Origin of the sequence: Blautia sp. AF14-40 (genome assembly GCF_003479665.1) — a bacterium.
Taxonomy (GTDB): domain Bacteria; phylum Bacillota; class Clostridia; order Lachnospirales; family Lachnospiraceae; genus Fusicatenibacter; species Fusicatenibacter saccharivorans.
The window spans coordinates 328,261-347,836 of record NZ_QUHK01000001.1 but is presented as its reverse complement, the minus strand read 5'-3'; the positions used below and the strand labels follow the sequence as shown (position 1 = coordinate 347,836).

The following is a 19,576-nucleotide window of genomic DNA, read 5'->3' as shown; positions in this document are numbered from 1 at the left end:
TTCTTTTTTTCAAAGCTTCGTCATACTCTATTTTAGAAAGCGGGAGGAGGTTCGAACGTCATGAAAAAATCACTTTTATTTCTCTCTTCCCTGCTTCTTTTTTTCTGTCTTCTTATCTTTCCCGCGCGGACTTTTTTCTATGCCTGCGAGGGTGTCAATCTCTGGTTTCATACCATTCTTCCGTCACTTCTGCCGTTTCTGATTCTGACATCTCTTCTTCTGGAAACAGGAGCCGCGCGGCGGATCTCTGCCCGTGCAGAAGTTTTTTTTCAAACGGTTTTCGGTCTTTCCCCGGCTGGGTTTTATGCACTTTTTCTCGGTCTTTTCTGCGGTTTTCCCATGGGAGCGCGCATCACTGCCCAGCTCTATGAGGCAGAAGAAATTGACCGGAACGAAGCGTGCTATCTTTTAACCTTCTGCAGCAGTCCGAGTCCTGCTTTTCTGTCTTCCTATGTTATCTTAACTGCGTTTTCCGGACAGATCCATCCCGGGTTCGTCTTCGGCGTGCTCTACGGTTCCAATTTTCTAACTGGTTTTCTGTTCCGGCTTGTTTTCCGCCGCTTCCGCCTGCACCGGCACACCGCCCATCGGACACATTCCGTGGAAAAAAAAGAGATGTCAAAACAGACTTCCAAAGGAAACCTGCTGGACACCTCTATCATGAACGGATTTGAAATCATTACACAGCTTGGCGGATACATCATCCTGTTTTCCATTCTGTCCGGACTTCTGATGGATCTGCATCCGTTTGGTTCCGCCTCGCCCCTGCTCTGCGGCGTGCTGGAAATCACGACGGGAATCGCACAGCTTGCCGCGTCCTCTCTTCCTTACGCCGGAAAAGTCTCTGCTGTCCTTACCTGCGCCGCCTTCGGCGGTCTCTCTGTCGCTGCCCAGACAAACTGTATGATCCATAACAGCGGTCTGCCCCTCTGGCCTTATCTTGCCGGGAAGCTCTGCTGTGCTGCTTTCGCAGGAACGCTTGGTTTATTCCTCTTCGCTTTCCTCTTCTGATGCCGGATCATATTCCGGTACGACAACTTCTTCCTCTGGCTGCTCTTCTTCCGGAGCACCCTGCGGGGAGAGCTCACTTCTGTTCTGAACAACGGTATTGTAGCAGCTTGTCAGGGATTCTACAAAGCTGTTGTATTTCTCTCCTGCATCGTTTAATGCAGTCGTCATAATATTGCTTAAGTTGGCAAGCATATCATCGGTATATCCGATGGCACCGAGACGGATGCTGTTGGCATCGTTGGTTGCAGCATCCAGGATTTCCTGTGCCTGCTGGTTTGCATTGTTGACGGTCTCATTTGCCTGTGCGTATGCTGACTGCATCACTTCACTCTGCTCTACCATCTCTCTTGCCTTTGCCTGTGCCTCTGCAATGATGGCATCTGCCTTGTTCTGTGCATCTGCCAGAATCGCATCTTTGTTGCTGATGATCTTCTGGTACCGTTTGATCTCGTCCGGTGTTTTCAGACGGAGCTCACGGAGAAGCTCTTCTAATTCTTCTTTATTTACAACGATTTTGGTGGTAGACAGCGGCTGATATTTACAGCTCTCTACATACTCCTCAATTTCTTCGATGATCTGTTCAATTCTGCTGCTCATTTTAATTCTCCTTATCTTTTATCCTGCGGCATTCCTTCTGAATTTCGGGCGGCATACTTTGCGCGGATTTCTTTTTCCACAAAATCCGGAACAAATTTGTGAATGTCGCCGCCAAAAGCAGCTACTTCTTTTACTACCGTGGAGCTGAGGTACGCATACTCCAGCGAGGTAATCAGAAACGTGGTATCTACTTCCGGTTCCAGAACGCGGTTCGTCTGTGCCATCTGCAGTTCATATTCAAAGTCTGTGATCGCGCGGAGTCCGCGGACGATCGTATGCGCCTGGCATTCCTTCGCAAAATCAACAGCGAGCCCGCTGAAAGAACGGACTTCGACATTTGGAATGTCCTGGGTCGCTTTCTTTAGTATATTAACACGTTCTTCCACAGAAAACAACGGAGATTTTGAGGAATTATGTAAAACTCCCACGATTACGCGGTCAAAAAGCTTGGATGCACGCAAGATAACATCCAGATGACCATACGTTACAGGGTCAAAAGTTCCCGGGTATACGGCTGTCTTCATGATTCTTTTACTCCTTCGTGTTTGCTTTTCGGGGTAAGGAATACATGGACATTTGTCTTATAGATTTTTTTCTTCAGAATTTCGTATCCGGCATCCTCCGCCCAGTCGAAATCAGTATTCAGCGATGCTTCTACAATAATTAAGGTATCCTCACCGATAAAAGAGGCGTCGCGGAACGCATACAGCACGTCCTTTTCCAGTCCCTTATCGTATGGCGGGTCCATAAAAATGCAGTCAAAAGGCTCCTGTCCCTGAAGCGACTGCAGAGCTGCATGCGCTTCCATGGGCAGGAGCACTGCCTGCTGTTCCAGCTTCGTAAATTTTAAATTCTGCCGGATACAGTCTGCTGCAGCTTTGTTCTGCTCTACGAACCACGCGCGCTCGGCGCCGCGGCTCAACGCCTCGATTCCGATCGCCCCGCTTCCGGCGAACAGATCGAGAAAACGCGCATCCGGCAGATACGGCTGAAGCATGTTAAATAAGGTTTCTTTGATCCGGTCCGTCGTCGGCCGGGTCTGTCTGCCGGGAACCGTCTTTAATGGAAGACTCCGGCATTTTCCTGCTATTACTCTCATGTTGGTCTTATTTTCGTCCTTACTGTTTTTGTTTGATGGATCAGTCGGCTTTCAACTGCTCTCTCCAGTCCAAATCTCCTCTTGCAAGTCCCAAAATCAGAGACTCCGCAGTTCCGATATTTGTTGCAATCGGGATATTGTACTGGTCGCAGGTACGGATAATTTTGTAGACATCCGGCTCTTTCGGATTGATCATCGTCGGATTGTAAAAGAAAATTACCATATCCATATCGCCGCGTTCAATCATCTCGGTAAACTGTTTGTCTCCGCCTACGCTTCCAGGCAGAAACTTGTGTACATGAAGGTTCGTCACCTCTTCAATCCGCCGTCCGGTGGTTCCGGTGGCGTACACCTCATGTTTCATGAGGATTCCCTTGTATGCAATACAGAAATCCTCGATCAGACTCTTCTTGCTGTTGTGTGCTATGATTCCAATATTCATTACTGCAAACCGCCCCTTCTCCTGTTTTTACTACCATGTACAGCAATTATAACAAATTTATTTTCAATACGCAATTCTTTTTGTGAATTTTTTACACAATTTTTATATTTTTTTCTGCCGTTCCATTTTTCCTTCTTCTTTTACTTTCTCCGCTTTTCCGGAAAAAATACAGAATCTGGAAGTTTATTTTTGTTTTCTTTCCACATACTATGACCGTAGCAGAACAGATGAAAAACACATCCGGATCTGCTTCACAGCAGCTTTTAACAAGCACAAAGATAAAGGAGGGAATGAACATGGCGAATCGTTCATCGAATACCGCAGCAGTACCAGAAGCAAAAGGCGCTCTGGACAAATTCAAATTTGAGGTGGCAAGCGAACTCGGCGTGCCGCTCAGTGATGGCTACAACGGTAACCTGACTTCCAAACAGAATGGTTCTGTCGGAGGTTATATGGTCAAAAAGATGATTGAGCAGCAGGAACGCCAGATGTCCGGCGGTTCTTCTGGCCAGTACTAATCATCCCGGTATAACATCCTGATGCCGGAACAGGCATCAAAAAGCGTGAGCTCTTTTCTTTTCGGAAAAGCTCACGCTTTTTTCTTGCTCCTGCAGAGCTGGTACATAATACTTACAGATCAATGCTTCCGGTTACATCATCATTGATTACGTAGTAAGCAGTAAATTCCTCCGGTTTTACATAAACCTTCAGGCTCTTTAATTCCTCTGCCTTCTTGCCATATCCTTCGATCCAGATCTGCTGGATTCTCTCGTACAGATCTTTCTCCTTGATTTCTCTTCCGCCGAACTGCAGAATCATCTCCTGCTCCGCTTCTTTCTTTGCTGCTTTTGCAGGTGATTTTTTCTCTGCCGGCTTTTTCACTGCTGCTGGTTTTTTCGGTGCAGCCGCTTTCTTTGTCGTTGTTTTCTTTGCTGTTGTGCGGGTTGTTTTTGCAGCTTTTGCTGCCGGTTTTTCTTCTGCTTTTGCAGGTGCTTCCTCTGCTGCTGCAGTTTCCTTTACAACTTCTTTTGCAACTTCTTTTACAGCTTCTTTCTCTGCTGCGGTTGTTTTTTCTGCTGCTTTGGTCTCTACTTTTACTGTCTCGTTCTCTGCTGTCTTATCCTGGGCAGCTGGTTTTTTCTTTACCATATCTGTTTCCTCCCATTTAGACCGGCCCTGTATATTTTGGAAGAGCCGTCCTGCGAACTATCATTCAGGCGAACGCTTGACACTCACGGTCCGCACATTTTTTGATTCCTTGTTTATGATACATGAATTTTTTTGTCATTTCAAGTAATATCTGATTTCGCACGAATTTTCCACGAAATTGTACAGTCATTTTCCACACTATCCAATCAGGCTGTTATTTTTATCCGATTTTGCATTTTAAAGCCGGATTTTTTTGTAATTTTTCACAATCCAATGTCGTGGTTTTCCAGATCAAGATACGATTTCATTACCTTTTTCAGCAGTTCATGCTCCGGTTTTTCAAAATAAGGATCGTCGGCAAGCAGTTCTGAAGCCGCCTCACTCGCTTTCTGCAGGATATCGGCATCCCGGAAAATATCTGCCATCTGGAATTCCATATCCCCGCTCTGGCGCGTTCCCAGCAGATCGCCGCTGCCGCGCAGTTTCAAATCTTCCGAAGCAATATAAAACCCGTCGTTCGAATGGTTCAGGATTTCCAGACGTTTGGCGGTCTCCTGATCTTTGTTTCCGCGGATGAAAATACAGTAGGACTGATGCTCTCCTCTTCCGACACGTCCGCGGAGCTGATGGAGCTGTGCAAGGCCGAACCGTTCGGCATTTTCCACCATCATCACCGTCGCATTCGGCACGTTGACACCGACCTCCACGACTGTCGTCGAGACGAGTACCTGGATTTCTCCGCTGGCGAACCGCTCCATGATCTCGTTTTTCTGCGCCGCCTTCATCTGTCCGTGCAGCATCTCTACTGTGATGCCCGGCAGCTCTTTTTTCAGGAGCTGTGTATAGTCGGTGACGTTTTCCGCTTCCAGACCCTCGCTCTCCTCCACCATCGGGCAGATCACATACGCCTGACGACCCAGTTCGACCTGACGCGTGATAAAGCGGTAAGCTTTTGGACGGTAAGACGTATCCACCACACAGTTTTTGATCGGCAGACGCTTCGCCGGAAGTTCATCAATCACAGAAATCGAAAGATCTCCGTACAGAATGATAGCCAGGGTTCTTGGAATCGGCGTTGCACTCATAACGAGAACATTCGGCGGTTCCCCTTTTTCAGCAAGTGCCGTTCTCTGCCGGACACCGAAGCGGTGCTGTTCGTCTGTGATGACAAGCGCCAGATTTTTGTACTGTACCTTTTCCTGAATCAGTGCATGTGTGCCGATCACCATTTTGCAGCTTCCGTCTTCCAGACTGGCATAGATTTCCCGGCGTTCTTTTGCTTTCGTGGATCCAGTCAGAAGGCGGGGATTGTATTCCGTCAGATTGTTTTCTTTCAGCAGTGTGCAGAGCGATTCATAGTGCTGCCGCGCCAGAACCTCCGTCGGAACCATCAGCGCCGACTGGTAGCCGTTCTCAGCTGTCATAATCATTGCAAGGAATGCCAGAATCGTCTTTCCGCTTCCGACATCTCCCTGTACCAGCCGCGCCATGCGGGTATGGCCTTTTAAGTCCCGCTCCAGTTCGCCCCACACGCGCATCTGTGCATTTGTGAGACGGTACGGCATATTTTCGATGACTTCCTCCGTCTTCCAGACGGCGCGGATCGGGAACGCATTGGTAATTCCCTCCGTCTGCTCTTTTAACTGCCGCAGGGACAGGATGAAGAGAAAAAACTCTTCGAACACAATTCTGCGCCGCGCCGTTGCCAGATGCTCCTGGTCTTTTGGAAAATGAACCTCATGGAGGGCATAATTGATTTCACAGAGTTCATACCGGGCACGGATTTTCTCCGGCAGATAGTCCTGCGCAGGTGCGCATCGTTCCAGCACCTGTGCGACGGCCTTGCTCACCATCTTGTTCGTGAGACCGGCTGTCAGTCCATAAACCGGCTGAAGACTTGCCAGAAGCTCATGGTATGCGGCAGGAGTGAAGATTTCCGGCTGCTCCATCACGAGACGGCCTGATTTTTCCTGTATCTTTCCGCGGAAGATAAAAACACTGCCTTTCTTCAGCGTGCTCCGCAGAAACGGCATATTAAACCAGGTAAGCTGCAGCCGCACCGGCTCCTCGTAGAGTTCCAGGACAACGACGCTCTTTCTCTGGTTTCCTTTTACCGACGGACTGTGGACAATTCTTCCGTATACCGCATTCTTTTCCTCTTGTCTGCATTCGCGAAGGGGAACCGGCTCTGCATAGCAGTCATAATCTCTTGGATAATAATGCAGAAGCTGCTGCAAATTGTAGATTCCTACTTTTGCAAACAGCTTCTCCGTTTTTTCACCGATCCCCTTCAGTGTTGTCAGGGGTTCCGTATTCATATTTTTCTTTCCTTACTCTTATTCAACCGAAACGACACAGTAGTAAATCGGCTGTCCGCCATAGTTTACTTCCACATCGCAGTCCGGATATGCCTGCTCGATTTTTTCGCCAAGGCTTTCGGCATCTTCCTCACTCATATCTTCACCGTAGTAGATGCTGATCAGCTCGCTGTCCTCATCGACCATGGCGCGGATGGTTTCTTCTGCAACGGTAAGAATATCCTGTCCGACAGCGAGAAGTCCGTGATCGCCAAGTCCCATGATGTCGCCCTGATGGATCTCTTTCTCATCGATGTGGGTATCACGTACCGCGTACGTTACCTGACCGGTTTTCACCATCTGGATGCCCTCTGTCATGGCCTCCTCGTTCTCTTCTGCAGATTTCTCCGGCACATAGCTGATCATGGCTGTGATGCCCTGCGGAACGGTTTTGGTCGGAACAACGATGATATTTTTGTCCTCAGTCATGGCTTTTGCCTGATTTGCTGCGAGGATGATATTTTTGTTGTTCGGCAGAATAAAGATATTCTTTGCATTGACCTTCTCAATTGCAGTCAGCATATCCTCGGTGCTCGGGTTCATGGTCTGACCGCCCTCGATCAGGTAATCAACACCGAGTCCCTGGAAGATCTCTTTGATTCCCTCTCCGATGGACACGGCGATGAATCCGTTCTCCTTCGGCGGCTGTTTTGCTGCTTCTTTTCTCTTCTTATCTTCCTCTGCCTGCTGTGCTGCGATTTTTTCTGCGTTCTTGATCAGGCGCTCCTGATGCTCCTCACGCATGTTGTCGATCTTCATTCTGGTCAGCTGTCCGTACGTCAGCGCCTTGGAAATTGCTTTTCCAGGATCGTTGGTATGTACGTGTACCTTAACCAGCTCATCGTCTGCAACGAGAACGATCGAATCTCCGATTCCGTTCAGGAAATCTTTGAATGCATAAACCTCTTCATCCGGAAGCGGGTTTTCCAGCATAATGATAAACTCGGTGCAGTAGCCGAATTTGATTTCTTTTTCTGTCTCTTTGGACGGTCTGACAAATTCTGTCTTTGCTTCCGGCATCTCGAAATTCAGATCAATCTCTTTCCCGAGGAACGCGTCATATGCGCCCTGCAGTACGGTTAAGAGACCCTGTCCGCCGGAATCCACAACGCCTGCCTCTTTTAATACCGGCAGCATCTCTGGTGTCTGGGAGAGCACGTACTCTGCATGCGCGAGAACGTCCTCGATGAATGCGTTCAGATCTTCGCTTTCCGGTGCAAGCTCTGCTGCTTTCTCTGCTGCTCCCTTTGCCACGGTCAGGATGGTACCTTCTTTTGGCTTCATAACGGCTTTGTATGCAGTCTCGACTGCTTTTTCCATTGCCTCTGCAAGAATCTCTGCATTCAGCTCTTGATAGTCGCGGATCTTCTTGGTAAAGCCACGAAGGAGCTGGGAAAGAATAACGCCAGAGTTACCTCTGGCACCGCGCAGAGAACCGGAAGAGATTGCCTTGGAAAGGTTGTACATGTTCACTTCTGTGAGCGAGTTTACTTCCTTGACTGCGGACATGATCGTCAGCGTCATGTTGGTACCTGTGTCGCCGTCCGGTACCGGGAACACGTTCAGCTCATTGATCCACTCTTTCTTTACTTCCAGATTTTTTGCACCAGCCAGAAACATTTTTGCCAGTAAGCCGGCATCAATTGTATTTGTAGCCACTTTCTTCATTTCCTCCTATTACCATCAGTCGATGACGCGAACGCCTTCAACCAGGATGTTGATTTTTTCAATTTCCATTCCGGTGAACTCTTCCACCTTGTATTTCACATTATTGATCAGGTTATCTGTTACGGCAGAAATACTGACTCCGTAAGAAACAATCACGTGGAAATCCAGGGAAATTTTATTTTCCGAAATCGATACATTGATTCCGTGTGTCAGACTCTCTTTTTTCAGAAGTTTGACCAGTCCATCTTTCATGTTTACCGCTGCCATTCCGACAATGCCGAAGCACTCCACAGCAACGCTGCCCGCATACAGGGCGATTACATCCGGATTGATTACGATTTCTCCCAAGCCTGTATTCATACGACCTTTCATGCCTTGTATCCTCCAATTCCATCATACTATTCAAAACACATGGAGACAGGAATAACTGACTCCACTCTACGATACATTATAACCGCTTTTCCGCAAAAAAGAAAGTTTAAAATGAAAAACCTTCAAAATTCATATAATTTTTTCATTTTTTACTTGCAAAACCGGTATAGATCTGTTAGAATGACTTATGTTGTGAGTCTAAAATGCGTTTTGACTCAAGTACGTATGTCAAGGAGGTGCAATCATGGCAAAGTGTGCAATTTGTGAGAAGGGTGCTCATTTCGGAAACAACGTAAGTCATTCACATAGAAGAAGCAATAAAATGTGGAAATCTAACGTAAAATCTGTCAAAGTTAAAGTTGACGGTGTACCGCAGAAAATGTACGTATGTACTTCCTGCTTAAGATCCGGAAAAGTAGAGCGTGCATAAGTTGAATGGTTAAAAGGCCTTTCCAGTCCGGGAAGGCTTTTTTGCTGTTTAAAAATAGAATTAAGATTTTAAAAAAAGTTCTGGGAAGAGCAAACAGGACATAAGTTTTCGCTTATGCCCTGTTGTGCTCTATTTTTTATATTTTAAAAGGGAGAAAAAAATAGCGTGGTCTCTTAAGCTGAACCTGCCAACGATCCATATGCTTAGCAAAAGAAAAAGAGCATCCTACCGAAACTTTCATTCTGGTAAGACGCCCTCGTCTTGATCTATGATATTAGTATAGTTGGCTGATTCATTTAAGATGGACTTATTATAGCGCAGCTTTCTTCATTTTGCAAGTATTTCTCTGTACAAATCAGCCAGTTCATTTCCGATCTTTTTGTGCATCTTTCACTATTCCCCTGTATTGCAGAACAGATGATATCCCACGCACAGCAGCAGAGCGGCCGCAAGAACCGTAAGAAATGAGCTGCGGATCATCAGGCTGATGAGAAGCCCGACCCCCATCCAAAACAGCAGAAAACCTAAAATTCTGCACAAACGAGCTTACTCCTTATCCGCCTCTTGGTTTATTATATGCTCTACTTTCTCTGCGGTATACCCGTCCTCTTCCTTTTTGCCGGTAAAGCGGCTGATCAGATCCGGAGCCATGTCAATGATTTTGGTCACAGCATCCTGGTTTTTGATGTTGACCAGACGCGTTCCGTTTTTGCTGATGACAAGAACGGCGCTCGGAGAAATTTTTCCGCCCATACCGCCTCCTGCATTGTTCTTTGCATTTTCTGCGAATGCACCCGCTCCCACGCCGAAGGAAACGTCTACCAGCGGCAGAAGAATCGTATCCTCAATGTGGATCGCCTCACCTACGACCGTCTTTGTTGTGATAAAACTGTCCATTCCGCGGAACAGTGCTTCTACGGTATTCTGAAATGTGTTGTCCTTTTCTGCCATCTTTTAGGCCTCCTTGTGTTTGAAATGTCGTATGGTTTTCCGAAGATTCTGATCCCGGAATAATCGAAGTGCAATGCCGGCTGCTGTCACAGCCTGAAAACTTCCTTTCATCCGGACATCGCCCTGGAGAATTTCCTGTTCGAAATCCGGCTGGATGGAAAGGTCTTTCGGCAGTTTTCCATAAATCATACCCAGAATGCCGAGTGTCTCTCCGGTCAGTGCCGGATCGTTAAATCCGAACCGGACTGTGCCGGTTACTTTTTTCGGTGCTGCTTTCTTCAGGAAATAAAGCACTTCTTTCTTTGCATGGAGCAGCGCCTCACGGAACATCTTCGAACGGAAGAATTTTTTCACACTCTCCCACTTTCTTTTTAACCGTCTGCCTGCCTGGATTTTCTGCTCCAGTTTTTCAAGCAGACGGAACGGAAGTTCCAACAGCCGGAAAGCTGTCTGCAGCAGACGGCTGGCAAGATTCAGCAGTTTTTCCGGAAGATATTCGATCCTTCCGAAAAACCGTTCCAGAATGCTTTTTTTCGGCGCATCCGGTTCCTGCTCTTGCTCTGGCTGCTCCTTCTGTGCTGTCACCTTCTGCTGCTTTTCTTTCTGGTCCGGTGCTTTCTGCTCTGCTGTTTTTTCTGCTTCCAGCGCATTTTCTGTCTCATTTTCCTCCGTCCGGGGCACGGACGCTTCTCCCCGGCGGATCTTTTTCAGCCGCCGTTTCCATGTTTCCAGTGATGCCCCGAAAAGCAGAATCTGCGCCTCCGGCTTCTGTTCCTCATACGAGGCCGTCAGCGCGACAGCTCCGAAAAGCCACGATACTCTTCCGCTCGCTTTTACGCAGGCAAATCCCTCTTCTTCTTTCAGAACCTGCGCCCGGTAGCAAAAAGGAAGAAACAGGACGGTGCAGACGATAAGAAGCACGAGAAACAGTAAAACAAGGAGTAAAATCCCCAGTGCCTTCAAAATCATGAATAGTATATGTATCATTCACATCCCTCAATCCGGTTCAGCAGCCATTCCCGGATTTTTACTTCTCCGGTTTCCCGATAAGTTTCCAATGCGATCGCCTCCACAAGCTCAAAAGCTTCCTCGCGCGACACGGCAAGTCCGACAATCATCGGACAGTTTCTCCGCACGGCCGGCTGCAAAAGCAGATCCGCCGGAATTACATCCAGATTGTTCTGCTGATTGGAAGGCAGTGTGAGGAGCCAGACTCCCGGAACTGCTTTTTTGTTCTCAATCCGGCGCATCCATTTTTTCTGTTTCTTTTTTGCAGTATCCCCGACGTACAGATTTTTATACCAGTTTACCATATTTTCCCTGAGCCTGTGGCTGAACCTTCCATAAATTTGCTCTCTTCAGTTCCAGATACTCCTGATAGGCCTTTTCCAGAATCTGCCGTTCATTGGAAAACTTCAGCAGATGATATGCTTCGTGATACTTGTAATAGCCCGAATCCACAAAGTATTCTTCTCTCTGTGGACGGCTGTAGTAGCCGGATGAGACCATCAGATACCAGTGCACCTCTTTTTCCACGGTGTCCTCCGGAATGCTGAAGCTGTACTGGCTTTTTCCCACGTACTTGATGATGGTGCCGTGTACGCCGGACTCCTCATATACCTCGCGGACAGCAGTCTGTTCATGGGTTTCTCCCGGCTCAACGGTTCCTTTCGGCAGAACCCAGCCTTCATATTTGTTGCGGTAGCTTTTGTAAAGCGTCAATATTTTTCCACGGTAGATTACGATACCTCCGCAGCTTACTGCTTCGATCATACGTTTTAAGCTCCTTCTGGCTTTTTCCATTCCCTGACAGCTCTTTTCTTCCCGCTTGCCGCCAGATCTTCTGTTAAAAAGTATACCTCTTTTCCCGCCCCCGCGCAACCTTAAAACCGCATCCTTTTTCTAACATTTTTCTAAAAATTCAGAAAACGCGCCCGAACCCATCCTTTCCGGTTCGAACGCGTTTTTTTCATCGTTTACTGCTGTGCATAATATGCTTCAATTACCTGTCTTGCAATCGGTACAGCGACTTCACTCGAATATCCGCCGTTTTCTGCCACAACAGCAATGACAATATCAGGATCATCCGCATTGGAGAATCCGACAAACCAGGAATGCGGTGTCTCTCCGTCGCTTCCGTGTTCTGCGGTTCCTGTTTTACCGGCGATATTGTACGGCAGATCCGAAAGTGAAACTGCAGTTCCGCTCTGGACAACGCCTTTCATCAGCTCTGTCAGCGTATTGGCTTCGCTCTCGGACATTACCGTGCCAAGAGACTCTTTGTAAAAGGTTTTGACTGCCTGTCCGTCCGCAGACACAATGTTGTCCACATAACGCGGTTTGATCATTTCTCCGTCATTTGCAACCGCGGAGGCGATCAGTGCCATCTCCATCGGTGTTACCAGCGTATCACCCTGACCAATGGAGGTCTGCATCACAAGAGCATCCGCCGTTGTCGAATCAAGGTCGAAAGAACTTTTGCTGGTCGGAAGCTCCAGATCCAGACGGCTGTTCAGATACAGGGAATCCGCCAGCGAGCGGAAGGCATCTTTATCCAGCCCAAGGCCAATCTGTGCAAAGGCAGAGTTGCACGAATGTGCAAACGCACCTGCAAAATCTTCCGGTCCATGCACTTCACCGCCGGAGCAGTGAATCGTATAGTTTCCTGCTGTCAGCTCACCGTCACAGTCGAACGAAAAACCGTCCAGTGTGCCGTTCTGACGGAGATACGCAAGCGAAGTAACAATCTTGAACGTAGATCCCGGCGGATATCTTCCCTGCAGACCGCGGTTCAGAAACACGCCGCTCTCATCGTCTGCGTTCAGTGCCTCCCAGTCCTCATCAATCGTATTAGGATTAAAAACCGGATTGCTCACATTGGCAAGTACACGGCCCGTTTTTGCCTCCAGCACGACAACTGCACCGCGGTATCCGTCCAGTGCATCGGCCGCGGCCTGCTGGAGTGTTGTATTCAGCGTTGTATAGAGACTGTCTCCCGGGTTCTTCGCATCGCTGAATTCATTCTTTACCTGCTTTAACTTACTTGTATGGGACTCCATCAGCATATAGTTGTAGGAAGATTCGAGGCCGCTGTTTCCTTTTCCCGTGTAGCCAACCACCTGCGCAAACAGGCTGCCGAACGGATACGTTCTTACCTCATCCCCGTTTTCATCTGTCGTCGTCTTTGCCAGTTCCTGGCCGTCCGCAGAATAGATTGTTCCGCGGATCACGCGCTCTGCATAGTTATTCTGTCTCGTATTGTAAGAACTATTCAGAAATTCTTCTTTCCGCACGACATTAAAGTAAACGAGATACGCGATCAGCCCAAGAAACATGGCCACGAACAGGAACGAAACGATCAGATACGGCCCTGCGCCGTTGTTTGCCGCCTTACCAGTGGAGGCTGTTCTCGGTCTGCTCTTCGATCCGCCGTTCGAATTCATCCGGCTGCTCGCGGTACTTCTGGCGGGTTCCCTGTCCGTCGTTCCGGCTGCCGCTCTTCTTTCGTCTTTCGGTCTCTTCGTCCGGGCGTCGTTTTTTCTTGGCGCCTGGGTCGTTTTTCTGCTGGTTTCGTTTCTTCTTGTTTTGTCTTTTCTCAAGCTCCTCACCTTCGTCTTCCCTTAAGATGTACAATCCCTGAATGATCGACAGCATCAGCACCGTGGAGAACATAGAGCTTCCTCCATAGCTGACCAGCGGCAGCGTGATACCTGTCATAGGAATAAATTTAATGGTTCCTCCGATGGTGAGGAACACCTGTGTCGCATATTCCGTTCCAAGACCCATGGCAATCAGTTTGTAGAACCGTTTGCTCATCTTCATGGAAATATTGATAATCAGAAGGAATGTGGACATGCACAGCAGAATCAGGCAGATTCCGAAGATAATGCCCATCTCCTCACAGATCGCACAGAAAATAAAGTCTTTCGTTGCAACCGGGATAATGTCAGGCCGTCCCTCGAAAAGGCCGGTTCCGAACCATCCGCCGGAGCACATGCCGAAGAGTCCCTGTGCTAACTGGCTGCTGATATCCCAGTTTCCGATCGGATCCTGCCAGAGTGCCACACGGTTCCGTACATGGGAAAACAGGAAATACGCCACAACGCAGGCGGCACTCATTCCCGCAAGTCCCAAAAGCGGATATCTGGCTTTTCTCGTTGCCACATAGATTACAACCACGTACGCCATAAAGAAGACGAACGCAGTTCCAAGGTCGGTGGATGCAACAAGGATCAGCACATGAACTGCCGCAACGACCGTTGCTTTCACAACGTTTCCAAAGGAATTATCCTCGCGCAGCATGCCTGCCATAAAGAACACGAGTGTGATCTTGGCAATCTCGGAGAGCTGGAACGTAATGCCGTGGATTTCGATCGACAGCTTCGCACCGCCGGAAGTAAAGCCAAGCACCATAACGACGGAAAGCATAGCAATTCCGAGCACAGCGTAAATCCAGGTCAGATTTTTCAGAAACTTGCCCTTTCGGACAATGACCGGAATGATGAAGCAGAGCAGTGTGGATGCCGCCAGAATTTTGTACTGGGACATCGCCTTTGACACGCTCAGTCTCGTCAGAATAATCATGCTGATCGAGAGCAGCATACACATGTTGTTTACCAGGATCATCGATGCCTTCCGGTAAATCAGGCGGTACAGGATCTGTACGCCCAGGATATACGCCATCGTGAGCAGAAACATCTGAATCGTTGATACTTCGCCTTCCTGCAGGAACATCACGAAGAAACAGATGAAATTCATCAGAATGATCATGATGATCTGCCGCATCAGAATGTAATGGCGCTCATCCTCATCCCGCTCTTTGAGTGCAGCAAACGACTGCACGGTAAAACAGATCATGAGGAAGGTAATCACATATTTTGATAACTGAACAATGGTATTTTCCATAAATTCCCCTTATTTTTTCTCACCGTTTACTCTACTTTCCGGCGGAAATGGCCTTTGGTATATTCCTGTTCGGCCGGAACTGCGATTCCTTTACAGTACGTTCCAGCAAACGCAGCGGCGATTTCTTTTGTCTCCTCCAGTGTCTCGATGGTAAAATTCAGCCGCACCGCAGCCGGATGCATGGACCGGATCTCATCGGCTTCTTTTACCAGGCCGAGCGGAAGGCTGTTGTAGATCACACTGTAGCACGAGGTGCAGTAACTCTTCACCGGGAAGTATTTTCCCATCCGGTCTTTTAAGCGTACCAGAGAATAACTGTGATTGCAGCCGTTCAGGTTCTTCTGGACACACTGGGCGGAAACCATCATCGGAAGGTAGCCGTAGACCACCATTTCGCTGTTCGTATTGTCACGTTTTCCGATTTCCCGCTCGTTCAGCTCATACGGAACGGTATCACGCTGCACGCCCTGCTCCTGCCAGAATGCCTGCGCACGGCTGTTGTACGTGTAAACGCTGTAATCGAGCCGGATATCCTTTTCCATTCCCATCTCTTTCAAAAATGAAAAGCTTTCGAGATTGCGGATCAGGAAACCGCCAAGACCGATCTCCTTCAGACAGCGGAACGTGTCGCGGTATTCCTTCAGATCGCCTTCACGCACAACGTGCGGCAGCATCAGATAAACCTGTTTTCCCAGTTCTTTCGCCTGCAGGATTCCTTTTTCCGCCTGTTCTTCGAAGATTTCCCGTTTGAAGCATCCCATGCCGGCGTAGATCGTCGTGATCTCCGGAATCTCGAGCAGCGCATTCCACTGGGCTCTCGTCTCGGCAGATGCGGTCAGCTCCATTTTCTTTTCTGCCCTGTTCTCCTGGTCCGGTTTTCCAGATGCTTTTGCTTCCTGTTCCGGCTTTTCCGCTGCTTTTCTGCGGTATGGCTCTGTCATCTCTTTCACCAGCTGGTCCGAAACGCCTCTCCGCAGCTCGTTTAACGTCTGCATCGGCACGAAACAGTTGTCATCCATACAGACATCGAGTTCTTTGAAATAGAATGGTGTCTCGCCTGTCTTTTCCAGCTGTGTTTTTACGCGTTCCTCTGTCAGCGGCTGCTTCTTTGCCGGTTCTACCATGCCCGCCTCTGCTGTTACGCTGTATTTTCCGCTTTCTGCACTTAAGAACGCCGGCTGGCCCGGATACAGGGTCAGAAAGCCGGAAATCGGCTCTTTTGCCTCAGTCTCGATATAATCTCTCTGGATCTCATAAAAGAGCTGCTCATTTCTGCGCTGTTTCTTTTTATTTTCCTGCTCTTTTTCGTTCTTCAGCGCCATCATATCGCGTCCGTTTCTTACGGTATAATAGCTTTTGTTGAAACCGTCACGGTTATACAGCTCATACAGCTTTTTCATGTCCTCCGGCAGAACGTGGAAACGGGACGGCTTTTTTTCGTACAGATCGAGGTATTTGCGGTAAATGCTGACAACGCCCGCTGTATACTCCGGCTTTTTCATTCTGCCTTCGATTTTGAGGGACATAATCCCGGATTTTACAATCTCCGGCAGCAGTTCTACCGTACACATATCCTTCGGGCTTAACGGATAGCGGTCGCCCGGCTCCCCCATGCGGTGGTTGTCTTTATCGTACGCTTCGTACGGCAGACGGCACGGCTGCGCGCATCTTCCGCGGTTTCCGCTTCTCCCGCCGATCAGGCTGGAAAAAAGGCACTGTCCCGAATAGCAGTAGCAGAGCGCCCCGTGGACGAAGCATTCAATTTCAAGGTTGGTCGTCCGGTGGATTTTCTGGATCTCCGCAAACGAAAGCTCACGGGCTGGTACCACACGCGTCGCGCCAAGGCTCTCCAGGAAACGCGCTCCCGCAGATCCTGTCACTGTCATCTGTGTGCTCGCATGAATGTCGAGATCCGGGAACCAGGAGCGGACCGCCTTTAAAACGCCCATATCCTGGACAATCACGGCATCCAGTCCCTGCTCATAGTACGGACGCAGATACGGATACAGTTTCTCTTCCAGTTCCTCCTCTTTTAAGAGGGTGTTGACCGTCAGATACAGTTTCCGGTTCCGCAGATGGACGTAATCGATGGCTGAGAGAATCTCCTGCTCATCCAGATTTTTTGCATACGCTCTTGCGCCGAATGCGGCTCCGCCGAGATAGACGGCATCCGCACCGGCGGAAACCGCCGCTTTTAACGCTTCCATCGAACCGGCTGGTGCTAATAATTCTGTCTTCATCTTTATCTCCTAAAAACGGGCGATTACCTGTTCCGCAATCCCCCGTTTTTCCTTCTTTTACGCTTTTAATAAATCTTCCAGATCCTTATTTGCCTTATCAAGCTGCCGCTGCAGTTCTTCCATCTCGCCGCGCACATGTTCCAGCTCGATTCGTTTCTCTTCCAGCTCTTTTTTCAGATCGCCGGCCTGGATTTCCGCTGCGATCAGATCGTGCTTCATATCGTAGGTTTCCCGGTCTTTGGCTTCCATATCCTCTTCGAGGGTATCTACCTGGCTTTTTGCTTTGAAATAGTCGTCTGCAATGTTCAGTGCAAGCAGTGTGTGCTTCGTATCCACCGACAGGCGGTTGTATCCGGCTGACTGGGAAAGTTCGCTGATCTTCTGATTCAGATAAGCAGCTACTTTCTGCAGATATTCCGGGCTCTCATAGCCTCCCAGTGTGATAATTTTTCCATCTATTAAAACCTGTGTTGTATTTTTTACAGCCATTCTTTTGCTTTTCCTCCACTGAATTTAACCGGACCAAACTTCCGGCTAATATAACCTATCATATACCGAAAATGGAAGAAAAACAACCTTTTTCTGCAAAAAGCGACAGAAAATGAAAGATTCAGGGCTTTTACTCTTCGATCTTACGCGGTGCCTCCAGCCCCAGGTGGTGCCAGGCAAATTCCGTTGCCACTCTTCCGCGCGGAGTGCGGTTGATAAATCCGGATTTGATCAGGAACGGCTCGTAGACATCTTCGATGGTTCCGGCATCTTCTCCAATTGATGCTGCCAGGGTATCGAGTCCCACCGGACCGCCCTGGAACTTTTCCATAATGGTGGTAAGAAGCAGCCGGTCAGTCTGATCCAGTCCGTAACGGTCTACTTCCAGCAGATCGAGAGCAAATGATGCGACCTCTTTTGTGATTCTTCCATCGTATTTCACCTGGGCAAAGTCGCGGACACGCTTTAAAATCCGGTTTGCCAGACGCGGTGTTCCCCTGGAACGGCGCGCCATCTCAAGCGCTCCCTGCGGGTCCACCTCCACATTCAGTACTTTTGAGGAGTGCAGGATAATGTTGGCCAATTCTTCCTCCGTGTAAAATTCCAGATGGTGGATGACACCGAACCGATCGCGGAGCGGAGCAGTCAAAAGACCTGCACGCGTTGTTGCGCCGACCAGCGTAAACTTCGGCAGATCCAGGCGGATCGAGCGCGCCGAAGAGCCTTTTCCGATCATGATATCAATCGCAAAATCCTCCATCGCTGGGTAAAGAACCTCCTCGACCTGGCGGTTCAGGCGGTGGATCTCATCAACAAACAGGACGTCGCCCTCCTGCAGATTGTTGAGGATCGCTGCCATCTCACCCGGTTTTTCGATCGCCGGGCCGCTCGTTACCTTCATATGGGTTCCCATCTCATTTGCAATGATGCCCGCCAGCGTTGTTTTTCCAAGTCCCGGAGGGCCGTAAAACAGCACATGATCGAGAACATCACTTCGCTGTTTTGCTGCTTCAATATATACTTTCAGGTTCTTTTTCGTCTTTTCCTGTCCGATGTAGTCGTCCAGGTGCTGGGGACGGAGCGAACCTTCGATTTTCACGTCCTCCTCGAGAACGTCAGTTGTGATAATTCTTCTTTCCATCGTTATAAGGTTTCCTTCTTCCACAATTTAGGACCATCTGCTAAAATATATGCTTCAATGCCGCTTTCAGCACAGCCTCGCTGTCCATGCCTTCGGTGATTTCGACTTTCTTTACTGCCTGCAGTGCTTCCGTTCCGGAGTAGCCAAGCGCAGTCAGCGCCTGTACCGCATCCTGGAAGGCATCCGGTTCGCCTGCCTGCCGTACCGCCGCAGCCGCCTGATTTCCTGCCAGCTTCTGCTCGAACGCTTCCTGCAGGTCGAATTTGTCTTTTAATTCCAGAATCAGCTTCTGCGCGGTCTTCTTTCCGATGCCCGGTGTTTTGGCAATCGCCTGGACATCTTCCGAGAGGACGGCAAAGCGCAGATTGTCTGCAGTAAGCGTGGACAGCACCGCAAGCGCCGCTTTTGGTCCGATGCCGCTTACGCCGATCAGCATACGGTATATTTCAAGATCTTCACGGGACAGAAAGCCGAATAGGGAAATTCCGTCTTCCCGCACACTCATATGGGTATATATCTTTAACTCTTCTCCCTCCCGGATGCCTGCGTCGAACATACTCGCTGGAATATTCAGCTCATAGCCGATTCCATGGCTTTCGAGAATCATTTTTCCTTCCGAAAGAGAATCTACAGTTCCTTTGATAAATGCAATCATGTTTTTCCTCCAAAGCGCCGTTTTCTTTTTTCGAAAGCGAACGCACATTCTATTATAGCAGAACTTTTCT

The 19,576-nt window shown here is 48.7% G+C and carries 22 protein-coding genes; 3 read left to right on the top strand and 19 right to left on the bottom strand.

What is annotated here, in order from left to right:
* The first annotated feature begins 60 nt into the window (after positions 1 to 60).
* Positions 61 to 1,011, top strand: a complete 951-nt coding sequence (locus DWW13_RS01660; RefSeq protein WP_117801039.1) for a nucleoside recognition domain-containing protein — start codon at positions 61 to 63, stop codon at positions 1,009 to 1,011.
* Here the strand turns inward: DWW13_RS01660 and DWW13_RS01655 are convergent.
* Genes DWW13_RS01655 through DWW13_RS01640 form a run of 4 tightly spaced genes read right to left on the bottom strand, consistent with a single transcriptional unit; the run spans position 985 to position 3,149 of the window.
* The gene (locus DWW13_RS01655; protein ID WP_055265193.1) at positions 985 to 1,608 is read right to left on the bottom strand and encodes a hypothetical protein; all 624 of its coding nucleotides are present in this window, start codon (positions 1,606 to 1,608) and stop codon (positions 985 to 987) included. The genes DWW13_RS01660 and DWW13_RS01655 overlap by 27 nt on opposite strands.
* A gap of 11 nt (positions 1,609 to 1,619) precedes the next feature.
* A complete protein-coding gene (gene coaD / locus DWW13_RS01650; RefSeq protein WP_055265195.1) occupies positions 1,620 to 2,132 on the bottom strand; it encodes a pantetheine-phosphate adenylyltransferase in 513 nt (170 codons plus the stop codon).
* A complete protein-coding gene (gene rsmD, locus DWW13_RS01645) occupies positions 2,129 to 2,707 on the bottom strand; it encodes a 16S rRNA (guanine(966)-N(2))-methyltransferase RsmD (protein ID WP_022461889.1) in 579 nt (192 codons plus the stop codon). Before rsmD ends, coaD begins: the two co-directional genes overlap by 4 nt.
* A gap of 40 nt (positions 2,708 to 2,747) precedes the next feature.
* Entirely contained in the window at positions 2,748 to 3,149 is a 402-nt protein-coding gene (locus DWW13_RS01640) for a methylglyoxal synthase (protein WP_022461890.1), read from the bottom strand.
* Between the two features lie 296 nt (positions 3,150 to 3,445).
* On the opposite strand from DWW13_RS01640, the gene DWW13_RS01630 reads away from it, so the two are divergent.
* A complete protein-coding gene (locus tag DWW13_RS01630; protein ID WP_022461891.1) occupies positions 3,446 to 3,667 on the top strand; it encodes an alpha/beta-type small acid-soluble spore protein in 222 nt (73 codons plus the stop codon).
* Between the two features lie 112 nt (positions 3,668 to 3,779).
* Here DWW13_RS01630 and DWW13_RS01625 read toward each other — a convergent pair whose 3' ends face one another.
* From DWW13_RS01625 to DWW13_RS01610, 4 genes are all read right to left on the bottom strand, one after another.
* The gene (locus tag DWW13_RS01625; RefSeq protein ID WP_118719024.1) at positions 3,780 to 4,298 is read right to left on the bottom strand and encodes a DUF6465 family protein; all 519 of its coding nucleotides are present in this window, start codon (positions 4,296 to 4,298) and stop codon (positions 3,780 to 3,782) included.
* A 263-nt stretch (positions 4,299 to 4,561) separates the two neighbouring features.
* Positions 4,562 to 6,616, bottom strand: coding sequence for an ATP-dependent DNA helicase RecG (recG, locus tag DWW13_RS01620; RefSeq protein ID WP_055265201.1), 2,055 nt, complete (start codon positions 6,614 to 6,616; stop codon positions 4,562 to 4,564).
* An 18-nt stretch (positions 6,617 to 6,634) separates the two neighbouring features.
* Positions 6,635 to 8,314: a DAK2 domain-containing protein gene (locus tag DWW13_RS01615; RefSeq protein ID WP_022461894.1), complete on the bottom strand. Its 1,680-nt coding sequence runs from the start codon at positions 8,312 to 8,314 to the stop codon at positions 6,635 to 6,637.
* Positions 8,315 to 8,338: 24 nt separating this feature from the next.
* Positions 8,339 to 8,695: an Asp23/Gls24 family envelope stress response protein gene (locus DWW13_RS01610; RefSeq protein WP_022461895.1), complete on the bottom strand. Its 357-nt coding sequence runs from the start codon at positions 8,693 to 8,695 to the stop codon at positions 8,339 to 8,341.
* 244 nt (positions 8,696 to 8,939) lie between these two features.
* On the opposite strand from DWW13_RS01610, the gene rpmB reads away from it, so the two are divergent.
* The gene (rpmB, locus tag DWW13_RS01605) at positions 8,940 to 9,125 is read left to right on the top strand and encodes a 50S ribosomal protein L28 (protein ID WP_022461896.1); all 186 of its coding nucleotides are present in this window, start codon (positions 8,940 to 8,942) and stop codon (positions 9,123 to 9,125) included.
* A 393-nt stretch (positions 9,126 to 9,518) separates the two neighbouring features.
* Here the strand turns inward: rpmB and DWW13_RS18940 are convergent, their stop codons facing one another.
* The 11 genes from DWW13_RS18940 to ruvA all read right to left on the bottom strand — a co-directional run bounded on the left by DWW13_RS18940 (position 9,519) and on the right by ruvA (position 19,506).
* Positions 9,519 to 9,665: a hypothetical protein gene (locus DWW13_RS18940; RefSeq protein WP_167622772.1), complete on the bottom strand. Its 147-nt coding sequence runs from the start codon at positions 9,663 to 9,665 to the stop codon at positions 9,519 to 9,521.
* A 6-nt stretch (positions 9,666 to 9,671) separates the two neighbouring features.
* The gene (locus DWW13_RS01600; RefSeq protein WP_117760321.1) at positions 9,672 to 10,076 is read right to left on the bottom strand and encodes a GerW family sporulation protein; all 405 of its coding nucleotides are present in this window, start codon (positions 10,074 to 10,076) and stop codon (positions 9,672 to 9,674) included.
* A 3-nt stretch (positions 10,077 to 10,079) separates the two neighbouring features.
* Positions 10,080 to 11,063 (bottom strand): DUF2953 domain-containing protein, encoded by a 984-nt coding sequence (locus DWW13_RS01595; RefSeq protein ID WP_118594755.1) that lies wholly within the window; start codon positions 11,061 to 11,063, stop codon positions 10,080 to 10,082.
* Positions 11,060 to 11,389 (bottom strand): hypothetical protein, encoded by a 330-nt coding sequence (locus tag DWW13_RS01590; RefSeq protein WP_022461899.1) that lies wholly within the window; start codon positions 11,387 to 11,389, stop codon positions 11,060 to 11,062. Before DWW13_RS01590 ends, DWW13_RS01595 begins: the two co-directional genes overlap by 4 nt.
* Positions 11,373 to 11,849: an NUDIX hydrolase gene (locus DWW13_RS01585; protein ID WP_117508996.1), complete on the bottom strand. Its 477-nt coding sequence runs from the start codon at positions 11,847 to 11,849 to the stop codon at positions 11,373 to 11,375. Before DWW13_RS01585 ends, DWW13_RS01590 begins: the two co-directional genes overlap by 17 nt.
* 203 nt (positions 11,850 to 12,052) lie before the next feature.
* Positions 12,053 to 13,411, bottom strand: a complete 1,359-nt coding sequence (locus DWW13_RS01580; protein WP_179964624.1) for a peptidoglycan D,D-transpeptidase FtsI family protein — start codon at positions 13,409 to 13,411, stop codon at positions 12,053 to 12,055.
* Positions 13,412 to 13,466: 55 nt separating this feature from the next.
* On the bottom strand, positions 13,467 to 14,981 hold the full coding sequence (locus tag DWW13_RS01575; protein ID WP_117508997.1) for an FtsW/RodA/SpoVE family cell cycle protein: 1,515 nt from the start codon (positions 14,979 to 14,981) through the stop codon (positions 13,467 to 13,469).
* 26 nt (positions 14,982 to 15,007) lie between these two features.
* The gene (locus DWW13_RS01570) at positions 15,008 to 17,221 is read right to left on the bottom strand and encodes a U32 family peptidase (RefSeq protein ID WP_117508998.1); all 2,214 of its coding nucleotides are present in this window, start codon (positions 17,219 to 17,221) and stop codon (positions 15,008 to 15,010) included.
* 57 nt (positions 17,222 to 17,278) lie between these two features.
* Positions 17,279 to 17,710: a cell division protein ZapA gene (gene zapA / locus DWW13_RS01565; RefSeq protein WP_055226374.1), complete on the bottom strand. Its 432-nt coding sequence runs from the start codon at positions 17,708 to 17,710 to the stop codon at positions 17,279 to 17,281.
* A 130-nt stretch (positions 17,711 to 17,840) separates the two neighbouring features.
* On the bottom strand, positions 17,841 to 18,851 hold the full coding sequence (gene ruvB / locus DWW13_RS01560; protein ID WP_022461905.1) for a Holliday junction branch migration DNA helicase RuvB: 1,011 nt from the start codon (positions 18,849 to 18,851) through the stop codon (positions 17,841 to 17,843).
* A gap of 40 nt (positions 18,852 to 18,891) precedes the next feature.
* The gene (gene ruvA / locus DWW13_RS01555; RefSeq protein ID WP_118719022.1) at positions 18,892 to 19,506 is read right to left on the bottom strand and encodes a Holliday junction branch migration protein RuvA; all 615 of its coding nucleotides are present in this window, start codon (positions 19,504 to 19,506) and stop codon (positions 18,892 to 18,894) included.
* Positions 19,507 to 19,576: the final 70 nt, after the last annotated feature.